This is a genomic window from Pectobacterium sp. PL64, from assembly GCF_022477975.1.
GTDB lineage: Bacteria > Pseudomonadota > Gammaproteobacteria > Enterobacterales > Enterobacteriaceae > Pectobacterium > Pectobacterium jejuense.
The window spans coordinates 708,358-727,389 of the sequence record NZ_CP092070.1 but is presented as its reverse complement, the minus strand read 5'-3'; the positions used below and the strand labels follow the sequence as shown (position 1 = coordinate 727,389).

The following is a 19,032-nucleotide window of genomic DNA, read 5'->3' as shown; positions in this document are numbered from 1 at the left end:
GCGGTTTATGTCATCAGTGCAGAGACACAACCGCCATCACTATTTGTTATTTAATTTGTTACTTATAAACGATCTCACCTTTCGGCGCGTAGGCTTCCGCATCCAGCGGAGAATGCTTCTCGATATACTGCTTCAGCACCTCAGCGTCGACAAAACCGGTGTTCACATAGCTCGGCAGATTATCAAGGCGCGGATAACCATCGCCACCCATCGCATTAAAGTTCAGCGTTGCCATACGGTAAACTTTATCTGCCTGCAACGGCTCACCTTTGATTTTCACGTTTTGCACACCTTGCCCGTCTGCCGTCAGGCTGACGTTGAGGAATTGCGCATAGGCACCGGAATCCACCTTTTTATTTGCCGCGACAGCCAGGTACTTCTCAACGTCGCTGCCTTTCATATCCACATAAACCAGCGTGTTGGCAAACGGTTGAACCTTCAGTACATCTTTATAAGTGATATCACCGGATTCGATCGAATCGCGTACACCGCCGCCGCTCATGATGGCGAAATCAGCCCCTGCACGCTCAAGCTGTGCAGACAGCAGCACGTGCGCCAGATTGGTCTGACGGAAACGCACCTGATTGCGATCGCCTTCCAGCTTACCTTTCACGCTACCGATCTTGATCCCCAGCTGTGCCTGCCCTTTTTCCTGGAACGGCGTCAGCATTTTCATGACGTCAGGATCTTGCGTGATTTCATGCGTATAGAAAACACGCTCGGTCTTGCCGTCTTTCTCTACCTTTTTCTTCAGGTTGATCGGAATCAGCTGGTAATGCTCAAGTTTCAATTCACCATTGCGGAATGTGAAATCAGCACGACCGACATATTTACCCCACTCATGTGCCTGAACAATCCAGGTGCCGTTCTGACGATCGGGAGCACAAGGCGTGCCCGGCACATAATCCACCTGCTTTTTATTTTCCTGCGCCATACAGACCGGATCCTGCGAGTGGCCGCCGACAATCATGTCCAGATATCCAGCTGGCAGGCTACGCGCCATTTCCACATCACCCGGCGCATTAGAACCGTGATTACCGTCGTCATAGTGCCCCATGTGCGTCGCGGCAATAATCACATCCGGCTTTTCACTCTTCCGCAACTGCTCAACAACCTGCTTCGCTTCTGTTGAAGGGTTACGGAATTCGATATCGGTAAAATACTCAGGATTGCCTAATTTGGCCGTATCGTCCGTTGTCAGGCCGATAACCGCGATTTTCACACCTTGCTTGTCGAACAGGGCATAAGGCTTAAATAAGCGCTGACTCGTACTTTTTTGGTAGATATTGGCCGATAACAGCGGGAATTTCGCCCATTTCTCCTGCTGACGCAGGACAGACAGCGGATTATCGAATTCGTGGTTGCCGAGTGCCATTGCATCATAGCCGACCATGTTCATACCGCGGAAATCTGGCTCTGCATCCTGCAAATCGGACTCAGGCACGCCGGTGTTAATATCACCGCCAGAAAGCAGCAGTACGCTGCCACCTTTACTTGCCACTTCCTGACGGATCTGATCGACCAGCGTTTTTTGCGCCGCTAACCCATATTCACCGTGGTCGTTATGCCAGAAGTGGCCGTGATGGTCATTGGTATGCAAAATAGTGATAGCGTATGTTTTGTCTTTTTCCCAAGCCATTGACATTACAGGTGTTAGCGCGAGCGATACCGCCATCGCACATCCCAGAGCTTTTACTGAAAAGCGCATGATAAATCTCCGTTTATTTTAAAGACCCAGTGGAACCACTGAGAAATTCACCACACAAATTAGCACAGCAAGATGAACAATGCGCGAAGCGCATTCTCGCTATCCGTCAGCAATGTGCGGTAGCCGACAAAATCAGATGAGATATAGCAGCGGGAGCGATATCACGCTGGCTTGGCACTGTCGTCACGCCGTCACGAACTCTTGCTAATATGAATGCTTCATCGGAATAATCCAGCATCACACCGTTTATCCTCTGTTTTCCGGCATTTTACGCCGGTGGATAAAATTATTCCGCTGAATACACAGGAAAGCAGTAAGGCATTACTGCCAAGAACATCACGCTATCAGAATAATTACGCATGTTTATCAATGCTTATCGCGAGAAACCATCCCTAAATCTGTGTTACACTACCTTTAACTGGAGAAACTGATATTTTTCATAAAATACCACTTTTATCCAAGCAACATTTCGCTATATGCAATAGAATTTGTGTATACCCAGAATAATTGGCGTTGCAGCCAGACAGCAAACGAACGAATCCCAATACGCTTTTCGGTACATAATAAGAGTGATAAGGGTACGTAAGCGCCGCTAACCACGCTGTAACTTCAAGGCAAGAAGGGTAAATCCGCTCAATTACGTTTCACCTATGGCACAAGGAGTTGGGATGCATGCTGCAACACCGCTAATTTCTACTATCGCTGGGGGGCTGGTTCTTGCTTTCCTCCTTGGTATTCTGGCAAACCGCCTGCGTATCTCTCCCCTTGTTGGTTACCTTGCCGCAGGCGTACTTGTCGGTCCTTTTACCCCCGGCTTCGTTGCCGATACCTCACTGGCATCAGAACTCGCTGAACTTGGCGTCATCCTGCTGATGTTTGGCGTTGGTCTGCACTTCTCGCTGAAAGATCTCATGGCGGTAAAGTCCATCGCCATTCCCGGTGCGATAGCCCAGATTGCCGTGGCAACGCTACTTGGAATGGGATTATCCGCCATGCTGGGTTGGAGCCTGGCGAGCGGCCTGGTTTTCGGCCTTTGCCTCTCAACCGCCAGTACTGTAGTGCTGCTACGTGCGTTGGAAGAACGACAGCTTATTGATAGTCAGCGTGGTCAAATCGCCATCGGTTGGCTCATTGTCGAAGATCTGGCGATGGTCCTTACGCTGGTTCTGCTACCAGCCTTCGGCGACATGATCGGCTCTGAGCATGCCGACACCAGCAAACTGCTGACCGATTTGGCCTGGACCATCGGTAAAGTGATTGCGTTTATTACGCTGATGATTGTCGTTGGTCGCCGTTTGGTGCCGTGGGTGTTGGCAAAAAGCGCCAGCACCGGCTCACGTGAGCTTTTCACGCTGGCGGTGTTAGCCATGGCACTGGGTATCGCCTTTGGTGCGGTGAAACTGTTTGATGTTTCCTTTGCACTGGGCGCATTCTTCGCTGGTGTGGTACTGAACGAATCTGAACTCAGCCAGCGTGCGGCGCACGATACACTGCCGCTGCGCGATGCCTTCGCCGTACTGTTCTTCGTTTCCGTCGGTATGCTGTTTGATCCGATGATTCTGCTGAACGACCCGATTTCCGTGCTGATCACGCTGGCTATTATCGTGTTCGGTAAGTCAGCCGCTGCTTTCATACTGGTTCGGCTCTTTGGCCACTCCAAGCGGACAGCATTAACGATTTCCGCCAGTCTGGCGCAGATCGGTGAATTTGCCTTTATTTTGGCTGGGCTCGGTATTGTACTGGGACTGCTGTCCGAAGAAGGACGGAATCTGGTACTGGCCGGTGCCATTCTCTCCATCATGATAAACCCTCTGCTGTTTACGCTGCTTGAACGCTATCTGGCGAAGAACGAAACAATAGAAGAACAGATTGTGGAAGAAGCGATTGAGGAAGAGAAACAGATTCCTGTCGATATGTGCAATCATGCGCTGCTGGTCGGCTATGGTCGCGTGGGTAGCCTGATTGGTGCCAAATTGCATCAGGCTGGCATTCCCATCGTGGTCATTGAGAATTCCCGTACCCGCGTTGATGCCTTACGTGAACAGGGGATTAAAGCGGTATTGGGTAACGCGACCAAACCTGAAATCATGGACATTGCGCGTCTGGACTGTGCCCGCTGGTTATTGCTGACGATTCCAAACGGCTATGAAGCTGGGGAAATCGTCGCGGCAGCCCGTGAGAAGCGTGCCGACCTGGAGATTATCGCGCGTGCGCACTATGACGATGAAGTCAGCTACATTACCGAGCACGGTGCCAACGAAGTGGTAATGGGTGAGCGGGAAATCGCCAACAGCATGATCACGCTGTTGAAGTTGGATGATATCCCACCTGCACCTCAGGCATGCCCCATCTAAGTGGCCACACGCTGAATACGAAAATGGCGGGCAAATATAAGCCCGCCATTTTTTACGTTGTACGATATACCCGCCAAACGTTGCCAGATAAAAACTATCTTGCCCTATTCTGCTTTACTCACTAACTGTTCCAGCAGATCGATGTGCAGCGGATCGTCATTGAGCGCAGGAATATAGTGGAATGCTTCTCCACCAGCATGCAGGAAGATCTCACGGTTCTGTTCCTGAATCTCTTCTAACGTTTCCAGACAGTCAGCGGAAAAACCGGGGCACATAATCTGAATGTGTTTGATTCCCTGCGCAGGCAGCCCCTGCATAGTTTCATCCGTATATGGCGTCAACCAGGGCTCACGGCCAAAACGCGACTGGAAGGTCATCATTATTTTGCCTTCCGGCAGCCCCAGCGCGGCAATGAGCGCCTCTGTGGTCGCCCGACAGCGTTGCGGATAGTCATCCCCTTCATTGGCATACCGCTCGGGGATGCCGTGATAGGAAATCACTAATCTGTCGGGTTCGCCGTGTTCAGCAAAAGACTGCTCGACACGGTGCTTCAACGCCGCAATATAAGCAGGATGCTCGGCGTAATCGCGGATAAAGCGAATCGCAGGCAACTGACGATTATCACGCAGCTGCGCGGCTAACCCATCCCACACGGCTGCGGTTGTTGAGCAGGAATATTGCGGATACATCGGCAAGACCACCAGCTGCGTGACACCCTGCGCCAGTAACTTATCCAGCGCCGAACGCAGGCTAGGTGAACCATAGCTCATCCCCAGCTCAACGGGCGTTTCCGGCATGCGTGCAGCCAGTGCCTGCTGTTGTCGACGGCTAATCACCAGCAGCGGCGATCCCTCTTCCATCCAAACCGATTGATAGAGCTTCGCCACTCGCGGTGAGCGGGTTGGCAGGATGATGCCGCGCAGCAGCGGCCACCATAGCAGACGCGGCGTATCCACTACGCGTCGGTCGCTTAGAAACTCCGCCAGATAACGCCTTACCGCCTGCGGCGTCGGGGCATCGGGTGTCCCTAAGTTCACCATCAGCACGCCGTATTTCTCTTGTTTCATCGCCGTCTTCCTTTTATGGAGAAGCAGGCTTTCTCTCAGCCCACCAGTGCGTAACATCAAATTCCCATACACTAAATAATTCGAGTTGCAGGCAGGCGGCAACCGCACGAATCCCCAGGAGCTTACTCAAGTAAGTGACTGGGGTGAGCAAGGACAAATTGGCTTAGCCAATTTGAACGCCGCTTGCGGCGGCCCTTCGGGCGAGGCTCAGAAATGGGCCGAGTATTGCCAACGAACATGCAGCTTGAAGTATGACGGGTATATTGTAGCGAAAAAAAGCTAAACAAATACGGGTAGATAGCAGGGATAACGCCGATGCTATCAATAGAGGAAACAAAGCAAACGACGATATCAGAACGAAAAAATGCCAGACAATCGTCTGGCATTCAGCTGTTTGGGTATGATTCGTGTAGAAAAATTAGCCCAGAATGGTTTCCAGTTCTGCGCGAACTTCTTCCACTTTACGCGTGCCTTCCACTTTGAAATAGCGCGTGTTACCTGCTTCCGCTTCTTTCTGGTAGTAGGAAACCAGTGGAGCAGTCTGCTGATGGTACTCAACCAGACGTTTACGTACGGTATCTTCCTGATCGTCTTTACGAATAGTCAGATCTTCGCCCGTCACGTCGTCTTTGTCTTCAACTTTAGGCGGATTGAATTTTACATGATAGACACGACCGGACGCCGCATGAACGCGACGGCCAATGATACGATCGATGATCAGTTCGTCAGGAACTGCAAATTCGATAACGTAATCCACATTGATGCCTGCATCTTTCATCGCATCAGCTTGTGGAATGGTGCGTGGGAAGCCATCCAGCAGAAAACCGTTACGGCAATCCTCCTGGGCGATGCGCTCTTTAACCAGAGCAATGACCAATTCATCAGTGACCAGCTTACCTGCGTCCATGATTTCTTTAGCCTGCTTGCCCAATTCAGTACCCGCTTTTACCGCTGCACGCAGCATGTCACCTGTGGAAATCTGCGGAATACCGTATTTCTCCATGATGAATTGAGCCTGAGTACCTTTGCCTGCGCCCGGAGCGCCCAGCAGAATAATACGCATCGCGTAAATCCCCTTGCTATGTAATATTTATAAAATAAATTTGAAAAACGCTAAACCATACCATTCCAGACGCTTATGCTCAAGGAACGGGCTCGCTTCAGCAACGCGCAGGCAGATGAAAAAAAGCAAGATACCTAAAAATACGGTTTGCCGTCTGCCCAATGTTGCCATTCAGTGTAGACGAAGAAACGCCCAATAACGGAAGGAAACGTAAAATCGGGGGAAGACCCCGGTTGGCACCGGGGTCTGGAGGATATCAATATCAGGCACTTAACAGCTGATTCATACGGCGGATGAACAGGTTCGGATCGTCCAGCGTACCGCGTTCGGCCAGCAGAGCCTGATCCAGCAGCAGCTCGACCCACTCGCCAAACTCAGCGTCATCAGATACGTCAGCCGCACGTTTAATGAGCGCATGCTCCGGGTTCAGTTCAAAAATGTACTTCACTTCCGGTGCTTGCTGGCCTGCCGCAGCGAACAGTTTCGCCATCTGCGTGCTCATCTCGTCCGCATCCGTCACGACAATCGCAGGCGTATCGGTCAAACGGTAGGTGAAACGCACATCTTTAACGCGCTCGCCCAGCAGGTTTTTCACACGCTCAACAAACGGCTCCAGCGCTTTCTGTGCTTCTTTCTGCGCATCATTTTCTTCATCAGCCAGTTTATCCAGCGTCTCATCCGCTTTGCTGACTGACTGGAAGGATTTACCGTCGAACTCGGTCAGGTAGCTCATCATCCATTCGTCAATACGCTCGGACAACAGCAATACCTCGATGCCTTTCTTACGGAACAGCTCCAGATGTGGGCTGCTCTTCGCCGCCGCATAACTGTCTGCGGTGATGTAATAGATCTTGTCCTGACCTTCCACCATCCGGCTAACGTAGTCTTCCAGCGATACCGTCTGTGCAGAGCTGTCGGATTGCGTGCTGGTAAAGCGCAGCAGTTTCGCGATCGCTTCGCGGTTGCTGCCGTCTTCCGCCGGGCCTTCTTTCAACACCAGACCAAACTGTTGCCAGAACGTCTGGTATTTTTCCGCATCGTCTTTCGCCAGTTTATCCAGCATTTGCAGCACGCGTTTAGTCAGCGCATTACGCAGGTTTTGCGTCACACGGCTGTCCTGCAAAATCTCACGGGAAACGTTCAACGGCAGATCGTTGGAATCAATCAGGCCACGGACAAAACGCAGGTAGTTCGGCATGAACTGCTCGGCGTCATCCATAATAAAGACGCGCTGAACGTACAGTTTCAAGCCATGTTTATGATCGCGGTTCCACATATCCCACGGCGCACGCGCTGGAATGTAAAGCAGGCTGGTATATTCCTGCTTACCTTCCACACGGTTGTGGCTCCAGCTCAGCGGATCGGTAAAGTCATGGGAGATGTGCTTATAAAACTCGTTGTACTCTTCATCGCTGACTTCTGATTTGCTGCGCGTCCACAGGGCCTGTGCCTTGTTAATTTTTTCCCAGCTAAGAGTGGATTCACCGCCTTCTTCTTCGCTTTCCGTCCGGGATTCAATTTCTACCGGCAACGCGATATGGTCGGAATATTTGCTGATGACGGAACGCACACGCCAGTCATCCAGGAATTCGTCTTCACCTTCACGCAGATGCAGCGTAATTTCCGTTCCGCGGTCATCTTTGGTGATGTCGGCGATGGTGTAATCACCTTCCCCGGCAGATTCCCAGTACACGCCCTGATCGGCATTCGCACCCGCAGCACGGGTGCGTACGGTCACTTTATCCGCCACGATGAAGGCGGAGTAGAAACCCACACCGAATTGGCCAATCAGTTGGCTATCTTTAACCTGATCGGAACCCATAGATTCCAGAAAAGCCTTGGTGCCGGATTTCGCAATCGTACCCAAATTATCAATCACTTCGTCACGGCTCATGCCGATACCGTTGTCAGAAATCGTCAGCGTACGTTTTTCTTTATCCGTAGACACCCGCACGCGCAGGTCGCCATCGCCCGCATACAGTTCTGGTGCGGACAGCGCACGAAAACGTAATTTGTCTGCCGCATCGGAGGCGTTGGAGATCAATTCACGCAGAAAGATTTCTTTGTTGGAATAGAGCGAATGGATCATCAAATGCAGGAGTTGCTTAACTTCGGACTGGAACCCGCGAGTTTCTTGGCCTTTCATACTCATTGTTGCTTACCTCAATCCTAATATTATTCAGGCTGATTAAACTGACGATAAGTAGCAAGTGGGGATAAACCAAGGTGATTTCAAGGGGTAAATTTCAGCGAAAAAAGAAAACGGTGAGATGAAAGAGAAAAACAAGACTGCGGCTGCCAGATACATGATGCTGGCAGCCGACAGATTAAAACCGGAAAGGCTGACGACCTGCAAGCGAATGGGAAAGTGTGGTGCCATCGACCATTTCCAGCTCACCGCCAACGGGAACACCATGTGCAATGCGGCTGGCCATCACGCCGTGTTGCGCGCACAGTTCAGCGATATAGTTTGCCGTAGCATCACCTTCTACCGTCGGGTTAGTAGCCAGAATCACTTCGCTTATCGATTCCACCTGCAGACGCTCTTCCAGCCGCCCCAAACCGATATCGTCCGGGCCAATGCCATCCAGCGGCGACAAATGCCCCATCAGTACAAAGTACCGACCGGCAAACTGCCCCGTCTGTTCAATGGCGTGAATATCAGCCGGGCTTTCTACCACGCAAATCTGCCCGTTTTGCTGGCGGCGCGGATTCGAGCAAATCGCACAAACGTCCTGCTCGGTGAATGTCCGACAATCGCTACAGTGACCGATTTCGGACATCGCCCGCGTCAACGCCTGCGCCAGACGCATACCGCCACTGCGGTTACGTTGCAGCAGTTGAAACGCCATGCGCTGCGCCGACTTGGGCCCAACGCCCGGCAGGCAGCGCAGCGCTTCCATCAATGACTCAAGAAGCGGACTGGTCTGCATCAGAACGGCATCTTGAAGCCCGGCGGCAGTTGCATGCCGCTGGAAACCGCTGCCATTTTCTCTTTCTGCGTTTCTGCGATACGACGAGCGGCATCGTTGAACGCCGCAGCGATCAGGTCTTCCAGCATCTCTTTGTCGTCTTCCATCAGGCTTGGATCGATCTCAACACGGCGGCAGTTATGCGCACCGTTGATCGTGATTTTCACCAGACCTGCACCCGATTCGCCCGTGACTTCCAGATTCGCCACTTCTTCCTGCATCTGCTGCATTTTTTCCTGCATCTGCTGGGCTTGCTTCATCAGGTTGCCAATTCCACCTTTACCAAACATAGTTTTCTCTCTATCACGTCGTGCTGCGTACTCGCAGCGGTTAAACAGGGCGGATACTTTCTTCGTCCAGTTCCGCATCAAAGAAACGCCGCAGCGTTTGAATCGTTGTATCGGCCAGAATTGACTGACGCGCCTGCGCCAGCTTCTCTTCATAGATGGCCTGACGCCACTCCAGCGGCGTCCGCACCGCCGGATTGTCGTCTTCCGTAATCAGTAATTCTACAGGATGCCCGTAGTGAGCCGTCAATGCGTCCGCCAGCGTCTTTTGCGCCGCAGGCGAATTCAAATGCCGTTGGGATGAACGCAGATGCAAATGAACCTTGCCTGCCTCTTCGCTCTCTTTAAACGCATTAAGTGCCAGCTGTTGTACCAGCTTTGGTAGCGTCAGGCGATGGATTTCCGCCGCCCAGGCATCTCGATCCAGTGACTCTTCCGCCAGTCGTGCCACCAGTTCCGGCGTTTTTTCGTGCTCTAATGCCGAGCGCAGCGCTTTTGGCGTTGCGACGTCGACCTTCTCTTCTTCGACTTTATTCTGCGCACGCCAACGATACGCTTCCGGCTTTTTAGGCTCGGAGGGAGACGTCTTCGCGTTTTGCCGTTGAATGCTGCGCTCAGTCACCGAAGCCAATCGCTCCAGCGCTGAGGTTGCCGGCCGCGTGTTGTCAGACGCTGCCGGATCAGCCTTTTTTGGTGGCGTACTCCCCTGTTTTCGCAGGAGCTGGCTGCGAGCCTGTAACAGTTGAGAAGTCGCATCAGGCAACTCGCTCTCACCATATTGATCCGCAGAACCCGTTGAAGCAGGCATTTCCCCTAGCGGCGGCGCATACGCAGAGGCATCCATCGGCGGTTCGGGAGAGTAAGATGGCGGCTGCACGTCTTCATGAGGTTCACTGCGTTGCTGAATTGGCGCGCGAACCGTCGCCGATGCGGTAGCACCGGGCTGCTGTACAGGAGGCTGAAGAGAAGGCGCACGCGCAGCTTGAGCAGGCGCGGCACTTACGGGGGCCACTGGTTCAGCGATAACCTGACTGGGATGAAACGCCAGCGCCCTCAGTAGGGTCATTTCAACGCCCATCCGACGATCGGGCGCAAAAGGCAATTCTTTGCGACCAATGAGCATCGTCTGGTAATAAAGCTGCACGTCCGCTGGCGGCAGCGCACGTGCCAATTCTCGCATACGGGCTTCAACCGCAGCGTAATCATCACTCAGCGCAGCAGGCAGCAGTTGAACCATCGCAATGCGATGCAACAGCGTTTGAGTTTCTACCAGCAGCGATTCCCAATCCACACCCCGAGCCGCGACTTGGTCTAGCAGCGACATGACCTGTGCCCCATCGCCTTTAGCCAGCGCTTCAATAAGTGCCAGCGGTTGCTCATCGTCCAGCGTGCCCAACATTTGGCTGACTGAAGCGGTCGTGACCTGCCCCTGCCCCATGGCAATGGCCTGATCGGTCAGACTCAGCGCATCACGCAAGCTCCCATCGGCAGCACGCGCCAGAAGTTGCAGCGCACGCGGCTCACTAACGAGGTTTTCCGCCTGTAGTACCTGCTCCAAATGCGCACGAATTTGTTCGACATCCAGCGCTTTGAGATGAAATTGCAGGCAGCGCGACAGAATGGTCACAGGCAGTTTTTGCGGATCGGTGGTCGCCAGCAGGAATTTAACGTGCGGAGGCGGTTCCTCCAGCGTTTTCAGCAGCGCATTAAAGCTGTGACGCGATAGCATGTGTACTTCGTCGATCAGGTACACTTTGAATCGCCCACGCGCAGGAGCGTACTGCACATTATCCAGCAGATCGCGCGTGTCCTCGACTTTAGTGCGAGACGCAGCATCGATTTCGATCAAATCGACAAAACGGCCCTGCTCGATTTCACGGCAGTTGTCACACTGACCACAGGGCGTTGCCGTCACGCCCTGTTCGCAATTCAGTCCTTTTGCCAGCAAACGGGCAATCGACGTCTTCCCGACACCGCGGGTGCCAGAAAACAAATACGCGTGATGAATTCTGCCTAGGGAAAGGCCGTTAGCCAACGCGGTCAGGACATGTTCCTGACCGACAACTTGGGTAAAGGTTTGGGGACGCCACTTACGGGCAAGAACCTGATAGCTCATCAATACCGCAACAGTCGAGTTATTGAGGCGATCATGCTAACACAGCCACGCCGCTATCGGCGAGACTGTTATGATTAATGTCCGGGGAAGTCAACCAGGCTATAGCAGGTGACGCCCATCTCGGTCAGACGCTGCTCGCCACCCAGATCGAACAAATTGATGATAAACGCAGCATCACTGACTGAACCACCCAGACGACGGATCAATTTCACCGTGGCTTCGAGCGTACCGCCAGTTGCCAACAGATCGTCAATCACCAGCACATTATCGCCAGCGGAGATCGCATCTGCATGAATTTCCAGCGTATCTGAACCGTATTCCAGTTCATAGCTTTCACTGATAGTCGGACGTGGCAGCTTGCCCGGTTTACGCACGGGAACAAAACCTACTCCCAGCGCCAACGCAACCGGAGCGCCAAACAGGAAACCACGTGCTTCCGTACCAACAACCTTCGTCACACCGGTGTTGCGGTAACGGTTTGCCAGCATCTCAATACTGGCTGCATAGGCCACAGGATCTTCCAGCAGGCTGGTGACATCACGGAACAGTATGCCCGGCTTTGGATAATCGGGGATGCTTTTGATACTGTTTTTAATTAATTCTGCCTGCTGCTGGGCTGTTACGGTCATCATAGTTGTGCCTGATAAAACGTTCTGAACATACAAATGCCGGTCACCACAAGGCTTTCATCATCGCATGAGGTGATGAAGAGGCATTATGACAAAGAGGAAAATGGCGACCCGCGCACGAAAACGGTCAAATCTAGTCAAAGTGACGGATAAATGCAACCATCCACACTCTGGGTGCGTATTTTTTGTATTCTCGTCACAGAGGCCACCGCTTACGCTATCTTTTCGGATCCGCGCCCTGCGTTTGTTGTTCTGGATCAATCACGGGTAAACGAAGCATGAAGGTCAGCAAAATAGCCAAAATGACCAACAGCAAGATCCTGACCCAGACGAGCTTAACCAGCCAAAGCGACAGCGCGAACGTTAACAGAATCATGGTGACAGCCTTCCATTTTGCCCCCGGCGGCAACGCCCGATGTTGCTGCCAATGACGCAGATAGCTGCCAAACCAGGAACGGTACAGTAGCCAATTATGGAAACGCGGGGACGAGCGGGCAAAACACCATGCGGCCAGTAGCAAGAAAGGCGTTGTCGGTAATAAAGGCAACACGACGCCCAACGTTGCCAGCACAACGGAAACCCACCCCAATATCATCAGCAACACGCGATACATATTCACCTTTATACTTTGTTCACGACCACTATGCGTTGTCTACTCAATATGTTTTGTCTACGAGAACATCCATCACACTTTATCACCACCTTGCCCGATGAATTAGTTAAGATATCCTCATGCAGTGTAGTAAGGCGACGTAGACTCACTGTGCCGATCTACCACGCGCCGACTCGCTGAATCATCAGCCTTACCGTAAGGGAAAAAAGTGAACACGCATCGATTGCTACAGGCGCTTGAACACCAAATTAACACGCTGGCGAAAGAGCTTGAACCGCTGGCGGATAAAGCCGTACCGCAATCACGCTTTGATCGTCAGCTTTTTAGCAGCTACGGCACCCGGCTACGTGACTATCGCGCCGAAGTTGAACAAAACCTGCACGCGATAAAGCAGTTGGTCGCAGAACAGCGCACCGATCGCGTGGCGTTTCTGGCTGAAAAGCTAGTCAGCCAGATAGCCGCATTGCAGCGTGAGCTGGCGACGCAGTCATTACGCAGGCAGGAGCAAAATGCAGCCCCACAGCCGGAAGATGTGTATCACAAGCTGGCAGAACATCAGGATTATGAACGCCGTTTACTCTCCATGATTCAGGATAGAGAAAGCCTGCTCACCACGCAGACGCTCTTCAGCGAACAACAGCGATTACAGAAAGAGCTGGCGGCGCTGGAAGGACGGCTGTCACGCTGCCGTCAGGCGCTGTCGCGACTGGAGCGTCAGATAGAACGCCGGGAACAAGGACTATAGCGCGGCGGTTTCACCGAAGAAGAAAAAGAGGAACGGGTTCATGTCACTTGAAAACGCCCCACCCGATGTCAAGCTGGCGGTCGATTTGATTATGCTGCTGGAAGAAAACCAGATCGAACCGCGTATTGTGCTGGCCGCGCTGGAGATCGTACGTACCGATTTTGAGAGAAAGCTCTCGCAAGAAGAGAGTAATGCTCAATCCTCAGCCTAAGACAAAAAAACTCAGGTGATATAGCGGTAAGAAGCGTTAGTGCCGGCGAGCAACGGCTTACCCTGCGGGTTTACGTAGCGCGGGACTAAAGTGCAACATATCGATAAAGGCATCCACCAGCGCCGGGGCTTCCCGATCGAGATCGAAACTTTCCGGCATAAATAACCAGTTCTCCATCACGCCGGAAAAATAGGCACGCATCGCAATCGCTGCACGACGAGGAAGAATATCCGTCGGCAACATTCCCAGGCGGATGCACTCAATCAAATTTTCTTCAATATCGACATAGCAGGAAAGATAAAGCTCTTTGCGCGCATTGTAAGATTGCAACATTTCACCGACAAACTCACATTTGTGAAACGCGATTTCCATAATGGAACGCCAGTGCGTATCACTAACCGTTAAACGCAGCATATAAATCAATAATTCACGCATCACACGAAGTGGATTATCAGGAAATTTTGTCTGATACTCTATTTCAAACTCATCTATTTTTGACTCTGCCAACGCCCAGATTCCGTCAAAAATTTCGGCTTTGTTTTTAAAATGCCAATAAATAGCACCGCGGGTCACACCAGCAGCGGTGGCAATGTCAGACAATGAAGTCGCGGACACACCATGCTCAGAGAACACTCTTAACGCAGTATCCAGTATATGTTGTCGGGTTTCCTGAGCCTGTTTTTTGGTTTTTCGTGCCATGATAATTTGGTTTTTCGTGCCATACCGCTGTATTTGAAGGAAAGTGAGATTTACATACATTCAAGTATGTATGTAACATAGCACGAACATAAGACTATAGCAGCAATGGGTTTTTGAGCTTGTGATCCATTGGTCAATTTCAAATCGGACACTTGAGGTTTATCTATGAACAAAAACAGAGGGCTAACGCCTCTGGCGGCAGTTCTGATGCTTTCCGGCGGCTTAATGCTCGCAGGATGTGATGACGGCAACAACCAGCAAGGCGGCGCACAGCAGCAGATGCCTGAAGTAGGTATTGTTACGTTGAAGACGGAAGCACTGAATGTGATGACCGAGCTGCCGGGCCGCACAAGTGCTTACCGCATTGCTGAGGTTCGCCCACAGGTTGGCGGCATTATCCTCAAACGCAACTTCGTTGAAGGGTCTGACGTTAAAGCTGGCGCATCGCTGTATCAGATCGATCCTGCGACATACCAGGCAAGCTACAACAGCGCCAAAGGCTCACTCGCTCAGGCTCAGGCTCAGGCAGAAATTGCCCGTTTGACCGTTAATCGTTATAAGCCGCTGCTGGGCACCAACTACGTCAGCAAGCAGGATTACGATCAGGCCGTTGCCACTTCTCGTCAGGCTGATGCTGCCGTTCAGGCTGCCAAAGCAGCAGTGGACACCGCACAAATTAATCTGGCTTACACCAAAGTTAATTCGCCAATCGAAGGCCGTGTAGGTAAATCAACGGTAACGGAAGGCGCATTAGTGGCAACCGGGCAAGCAACAGCATTAACGACCGTTCAACAGCTTGATCCGATTTATGTTGACGTCACGCAGTCCAGTAATGATTTCCTGCAGCTGAAGAAAGAGCTGGAAAACGGTACGCTGAAACAAAATGAAGGCAAAGCCAATGTCCGTCTACTGTTGGAAAACGGTAGCGAATACGCTGAAGCAGGTACATTAGAATTCTCTGATGTCACGGTCGATGAAACCACTGGTTCCATCACGCTGCGCGCCATTTTCCCTAATCCACAGCACAACCTTCTCCCCGGAATGTTTGTACGCGCTCGCCTCGATTCCGGCGTTAACCCAACGGCCTTGTTAGTACCGCAGCAGGGCGTCACCCGCGATCCACGTGGTCAGGCCACGGCGATGGTGGTTGGAGAAGGCGATAAAGTAGAACCACGCACGCTTAAAACCAGTAAGGCAATTGGTGACAAATGGTTGGTTACCGAAGGCTTGAAAGCGGGCGATCGCGTTATCGTCACTGGTCTGCAAAAAATCAGACCTGGTGCGCAGGTGAAAGCTAAAGAAGTCGCTCAAGAAAATCAGCAGGCGCAACAAGCGTCAGCAGAACCCGCGAAGTCTTAAGACGTTCTAACAGGAGCCGGTATAATTCATGGCTAAGTTTTTTATAGATCGACCCATTTTTGCATGGGTGCTCGCCATCATGGTGATGCTGACGGGGCTGCTGGCAATTGTTAAATTACCGATTGCCCAGTATCCAACGATCGCACCACCCGCGATTGAAGTAACAGCAACGTATCCAGGGGCCGATGCATCAACGCTGCAAGATTCCGTGACGCAGGTTATCGAACAGAATATGAACGGTATCGATAACCTGATGTACATGTCATCAAGCAGTGACTCTTCAGGTACCGTGCAGATTACGCTGACCTTTGACGCAGGTACGGACGCGGACATCGCGCAGGTTCAGGTGCAGAACAAACTGCAACTGGCTATGCCGCTGCTGCCGCAGGAAGTACAGCAGCAAGGGGTTAACGTTCAGAAATCAAGTAGCAGCTTCCTCATGGTTGCCGCCTTCATCAGTGAAGACGGTAAAATGTCGCAGGAAGATATCGCTGACTACGTGGCGGCTAACGTTAAAGATCCTATCAGCCGTACATCCGGCGTAGGTGACGCGCAGCTGTTTGGTGCTCAGTACGCAATGCGTATCTGGCTGGATCCAAACAAACTGAACAACTATCAGTTAACTTCAGGCGATGTCACCGCAGCAATCAGAGTCCAAAACAACCAGATCGCAGCAGGACAGTTGGGGGGAGCTCCACCCGTTCCCGGCCAACAGCTGAACGCATCTATCATTGCCCAAACCCGACTCAACTCAGCAGAGGAGTTTTCTAAAATCCTGCTGAAGGTTAATGCTGATGGGTCTCAGGTTCGTCTTAAAGATGTTGCCCGCGTTGAGTTGGGCGCAGAAAGTTATGACACGATTGCACGTTTCAATGGTCAGCCCGCTGCTGGTATCGGTATCAAACTGGCAACCGGTGCGAACGCACTGGATACCGCGACCGCAGTAAAAAATTCATTGACCAAGCTGGAAGAGTTCTTCCCTTCTGGCCTGAAAGTGGTCTACCCGTATGATACAACGCCCTTCGTTAAGATCTCGATCAACGAAGTTGTGAAAACGCTGGTGGAAGCCATCGTACTGGTATTCCTGGTGATGTATCTGTTCTTGCAGAACTTCCGCGCCACGCTGATCCCAACCATTGCGGTGCCGGTCGTCTTGCTGGGGACGTTTGCTATTCATCTCCGCGTTTGGTTATTCCATTAACACCTTGACGATGTTCGCGATGGTTCTCGCCATCGGGCTTCTGGTGGATGACGCCATTGTCGTCGTGGAAAACGTGGAGCGTGTCATGGCGGAAGAAGGTCTACCGCCTAAAGAAGCGACAAAACGGTCCATGGAGCAGATCCAAGGCGCGTTGGTCGGTATTGCGCTGGTTCTGTCCGCGGTATTCGTCCCGATGGCGTTTACCGGAGGTTCAACAGGGGCAATCTACCGCCAGTTCTCCATCACAATCGTTTCTGCGATGGTGCTGTCGGTTCTGGTTGCATTGATTTTGACACCAGCGCTTTGCGCAACGCTGCTAAAACCCATCGCCAAAGGCGATCACGGTGAGAAGAAAGGCTTCTTCGGCTGGTTCAACAGACTGTTCGAGAAAAGCACTAATCACTACACCGACAGTGTGGCAAATATCCTGCGCAGCACAGGCCGTTATCTGGTCATCTATCTGCTGATTGTTGTAGGTCTGGCATTTCTGTTCTTACGTTTGCCGACCTCCTTCCTGCCAGACGAAGATCAGGGTGTTCTCCTGAACATCGTTCAGTTGCCTTCAGGGGCAACGCAGGAAAACACGCAGAAAATCATGGACAGAATGACGCAATACTATCTCGAAAATGAGAAAGGTAACGTCAAGTCTGTGTTTACCGTGACAGGCTTCGGGTTCTCTGGTCGTGGGCAGAATGCCGGTCTGGCCTTCGCAAGCCTGAGTGACTGGAGTGAACGAAGCGGCGCAGAAAATAAAGTCCAGGCGATTGCAGGCAGAGCTAACGCCGTCTTCAGCCAGTACAAAGAAGCTATCGTGATTGCAGCCAACGTTCCTGCGATTATCGAACTGGGTACGGCAACAGGTTTCGACTTCCAGTTGATTGACCAGGCTAACCTTGGGCACGCAAAACTGACTGAAGCACGTAACCAACTGCTGGGTATGGCGGCACAACATCCTGATACGCTGGTGCAAGTTCGTCCTAACGGGATGGAAGATACTCCGCAATTCCGTCTCGATATCGATCAGGAAAAAGCACAGGCGCTTGGTGTGTCACTGTCGGATATCAGTTCAACATTGGCAACCACGCTGGGTGGTTCTTATGTAAATGACTTTATCGATCGCGGTCGTGTGAAGAAAGTTTACGTTCAGGCCGATGCGCCTTTCCGTATGCTGCCGGATGACATCAAAAACTGGTACATCCGCGGTAGCAACGGACAGATGGTGCCATTCTCTGCATTCACGCAGAGCCACTGGGAATATGGCTCACCGCGTCTGGAGCGTTATAACGGCCAACCATCCATGCAGATCCAAGGTGAAGCCGCGCCAGGTAAGAGTACCGGTGAAGCCATGGCATTGATGGAAAGCTTCGTGACCCAATTACCGCAAGGTATCGGCTACGAATGGACGGGTATGTCCTATCAAGAGCGGTTATCAGGCAACCAGGCACCTGCAATCTATGCCATTTCACTGATTGTCGTGTTCCTGTGTCTGGCAGCGCTTTATGAGAGCTGGTCAATACCGTTCTCCGTCATGCTGGTGGTTCCATTGGGGATCATCGGTGCGTTGATTGCAGCGAATATGACAGGTCTTGAAAACGACGTTTACTTTAAGGTGGGCCTGCTAACAACCATAGGGCTATCGGCGAAGAACGCCATATTGATTGTCGAATTTGCTAAAGATCTGATGGAGAAAGAAGGGAAAGGACTGATTGAAGCAACGCTTGATGCCGTTCGTATGCGTTTGCGTCCAATCCTGATGACATCACTTGCCTTTATCCTCGGTGTAATGCCGCTGGTTATCAGTAGTGGTGCAGGCTCAGGTGCACAGAACGCCGTTGGTACTGGCGTAATGGGCGGGATGATTACAGCAACCGTGCTGGCTATCTTCTTCGTTCCGGTGTTCTTTGTTGTTGTCCGCCGCCGTTTTGGCAAAAAAGTAGACGACACAACAGCGCACTAAGTCTGAACATCCATCGATACCCCCTCTAAAAGGCCGCCTAGCGGCCTTTTT

General features: G+C 51.9%; 14 protein-coding genes and 1 pseudogene. 5 read left to right on the top strand and 10 right to left on the bottom strand.

The window, feature by feature from the left end:
• Positions 1-58 precede the first annotated feature (58 nt).
• Positions 59-1,708 (bottom strand): bifunctional UDP-sugar hydrolase/5'-nucleotidase UshA, encoded by a 1,650-nt coding sequence (gene ushA / locus HP572_RS03150; RefSeq protein WP_240584756.1) that lies wholly within the window; start codon positions 1,706-1,708, stop codon positions 59-61.
• 668 nt (positions 1,709-2,376) lie between these two features.
• On the opposite strand from ushA, the gene ybaL reads away from it, so the two are divergent.
• The gene (gene ybaL / locus HP572_RS03145; protein ID WP_205552754.1) at positions 2,377-4,062 is read left to right on the top strand and encodes a YbaL family putative K(+) efflux transporter; all 1,686 of its coding nucleotides are present in this window, start codon (positions 2,377-2,379) and stop codon (positions 4,060-4,062) included.
• Between the two features lie 104 nt (positions 4,063-4,166).
• Here the strand turns inward: ybaL and hemH are convergent, their stop codons facing one another.
• The 8 genes from hemH to HP572_RS03105 form a co-directional block, all read right to left on the bottom strand.
• Positions 4,167-5,129 carry a ferrochelatase gene (gene hemH / locus HP572_RS03140; protein ID WP_107332486.1) on the bottom strand — a complete coding sequence of 321 codons (963 nt, stop codon included), beginning with the start codon at positions 5,127-5,129 and terminating at the stop codon, positions 4,167-4,169.
• Positions 5,130-5,547: 418 nt separating this feature from the next.
• On the bottom strand, positions 5,548-6,192 hold the full coding sequence (adk, locus tag HP572_RS03135; protein ID WP_205552759.1) for an adenylate kinase: 645 nt from the start codon (positions 6,190-6,192) through the stop codon (positions 5,548-5,550).
• A 262-nt stretch (positions 6,193-6,454) separates the two neighbouring features.
• The gene (htpG, locus tag HP572_RS03130; protein ID WP_240585680.1) at positions 6,455-8,338 is read right to left on the bottom strand and encodes a molecular chaperone HtpG; all 1,884 of its coding nucleotides are present in this window, start codon (positions 8,336-8,338) and stop codon (positions 6,455-6,457) included.
• A 181-nt stretch (positions 8,339-8,519) separates the two neighbouring features.
• Positions 8,520-9,125 (bottom strand): recombination mediator RecR, encoded by a 606-nt coding sequence (gene recR / locus HP572_RS03125; protein WP_014914551.1) that lies wholly within the window; start codon positions 9,123-9,125, stop codon positions 8,520-8,522.
• Positions 9,125-9,454 carry a YbaB/EbfC family nucleoid-associated protein gene (locus HP572_RS03120; protein WP_010286242.1) on the bottom strand — a complete coding sequence of 110 codons (330 nt, stop codon included), beginning with the start codon at positions 9,452-9,454 and terminating at the stop codon, positions 9,125-9,127. The genes recR and HP572_RS03120 overlap by 1 nt, the downstream gene beginning before the upstream one ends.
• A 40-nt stretch (positions 9,455-9,494) precedes the next feature.
• On the bottom strand, positions 9,495-11,567 hold the full coding sequence (dnaX, locus tag HP572_RS03115; RefSeq protein ID WP_240584755.1) for a DNA polymerase III subunit gamma/tau: 2,073 nt from the start codon (positions 11,565-11,567) through the stop codon (positions 9,495-9,497).
• Positions 11,568-11,641: 74 nt separating this feature from the next.
• On the bottom strand, positions 11,642-12,196 hold the full coding sequence (gene apt / locus HP572_RS03110; RefSeq protein WP_117590688.1) for an adenine phosphoribosyltransferase: 555 nt from the start codon (positions 12,194-12,196) through the stop codon (positions 11,642-11,644).
• A gap of 217 nt (positions 12,197-12,413) precedes the next feature.
• Complete coding sequence (locus HP572_RS03105) at positions 12,414-12,809, bottom strand: DUF454 family protein (protein WP_039551575.1); 396 nt, start codon at positions 12,807-12,809, stop codon at positions 12,414-12,416.
• A gap of 208 nt (positions 12,810-13,017) precedes the next feature.
• On the opposite strand from HP572_RS03105, the gene priC reads away from it, so the two are divergent.
• Both priC and rsmS read left to right on the top strand, forming a co-directional pair.
• Positions 13,018-13,554 carry a primosomal replication protein PriC gene (priC, locus tag HP572_RS03100; protein WP_205552763.1) on the top strand — a complete coding sequence of 179 codons (537 nt, stop codon included), beginning with the start codon at positions 13,018-13,020 and terminating at the stop codon, positions 13,552-13,554.
• 40 nt (positions 13,555-13,594) lie between these two features.
• Positions 13,595-13,765: a pleiotropic regulatory protein RsmS gene (rsmS, locus tag HP572_RS03095; protein ID WP_240584754.1), complete on the top strand. Its 171-nt coding sequence runs from the start codon at positions 13,595-13,597 to the stop codon at positions 13,763-13,765.
• A gap of 57 nt (positions 13,766-13,822) precedes the next feature.
• Here the strand turns inward: rsmS and acrR are convergent, their stop codons facing one another.
• Entirely contained in the window at positions 13,823-14,464 is a 642-nt protein-coding gene (gene acrR / locus HP572_RS03090) for a multidrug efflux transporter transcriptional repressor AcrR (protein WP_205552767.1), read from the bottom strand.
• A 165-nt stretch (positions 14,465-14,629) separates the two neighbouring features.
• Between acrR and HP572_RS03085 the strand changes: the two genes are divergently transcribed.
• Both HP572_RS03085 and HP572_RS03080 read left to right on the top strand, forming a co-directional pair.
• On the top strand, positions 14,630-15,823 hold the full coding sequence (locus tag HP572_RS03085) for an efflux RND transporter periplasmic adaptor subunit (RefSeq protein ID WP_205552769.1): 1,194 nt from the start codon (positions 14,630-14,632) through the stop codon (positions 15,821-15,823).
• A 28-nt stretch (positions 15,824-15,851) separates the two neighbouring features.
• Positions 15,852-18,981, top strand: a pseudogene (locus HP572_RS03080) (efflux RND transporter permease subunit).
• Positions 18,982-19,032: the final 51 nt, after the last annotated feature.

What these genes read in the sequence shown, in the direction of transcription:
- apt (WP_117590688.1), bottom strand. Translation starts at nt 12,196, where the DNA reads ATGACCGTAACAGCCCAGCAGCAGGCAGAATTAATTAAAAACAGTATC.
- acrR (WP_205552767.1), bottom strand. Translation starts at nt 14,464, where the DNA reads ATGGCACGAAAAACCAAAAAACAGGCTCAGGAAACCCGACAACATATA.
- ybaL (WP_205552754.1), top strand. Translation starts at nt 2,377, where the DNA reads ATGCATGCTGCAACACCGCTAATTTCTACTATCGCTGGGGGGCTGGTT.
- hemH (WP_107332486.1), bottom strand. Translation starts at nt 5,129, where the DNA reads ATGAAACAAGAGAAATACGGCGTGCTGATGGTGAACTTAGGGACACCC.
- HP572_RS03120 (WP_010286242.1), bottom strand. Translation starts at nt 9,454, where the DNA reads ATGTTTGGTAAAGGTGGAATTGGCAACCTGATGAAGCAAGCCCAGCAG.
- htpG (WP_240585680.1), bottom strand. Translation starts at nt 8,338, where the DNA reads ATGAAAGGCCAAGAAACTCGCGGGTTCCAGTCCGAAGTTAAGCAACTC.
- adk (WP_205552759.1), bottom strand. Translation starts at nt 6,192, where the DNA reads ATGCGTATTATTCTGCTGGGCGCTCCGGGCGCAGGCAAAGGTACTCAG.
- rsmS (WP_240584754.1), top strand. Translation starts at nt 13,595, where the DNA reads ATGTCACTTGAAAACGCCCCACCCGATGTCAAGCTGGCGGTCGATTTG.
- recR (WP_014914551.1), bottom strand. Translation starts at nt 9,125, where the DNA reads ATGCAGACCAGTCCGCTTCTTGAGTCATTGATGGAAGCGCTGCGCTGC.
- HP572_RS03085 (WP_205552769.1), top strand. Translation starts at nt 14,630, where the DNA reads ATGAACAAAAACAGAGGGCTAACGCCTCTGGCGGCAGTTCTGATGCTT.
- ushA (WP_240584756.1), bottom strand. Translation starts at nt 1,708, where the DNA reads ATGCGCTTTTCAGTAAAAGCTCTGGGATGTGCGATGGCGGTATCGCTC.
- HP572_RS03105 (WP_039551575.1), bottom strand. Translation starts at nt 12,809, where the DNA reads ATGTATCGCGTGTTGCTGATGATATTGGGGTGGGTTTCCGTTGTGCTG.
- dnaX (WP_240584755.1), bottom strand. Translation starts at nt 11,567, where the DNA reads ATGAGCTATCAGGTTCTTGCCCGTAAGTGGCGTCCCCAAACCTTTACC.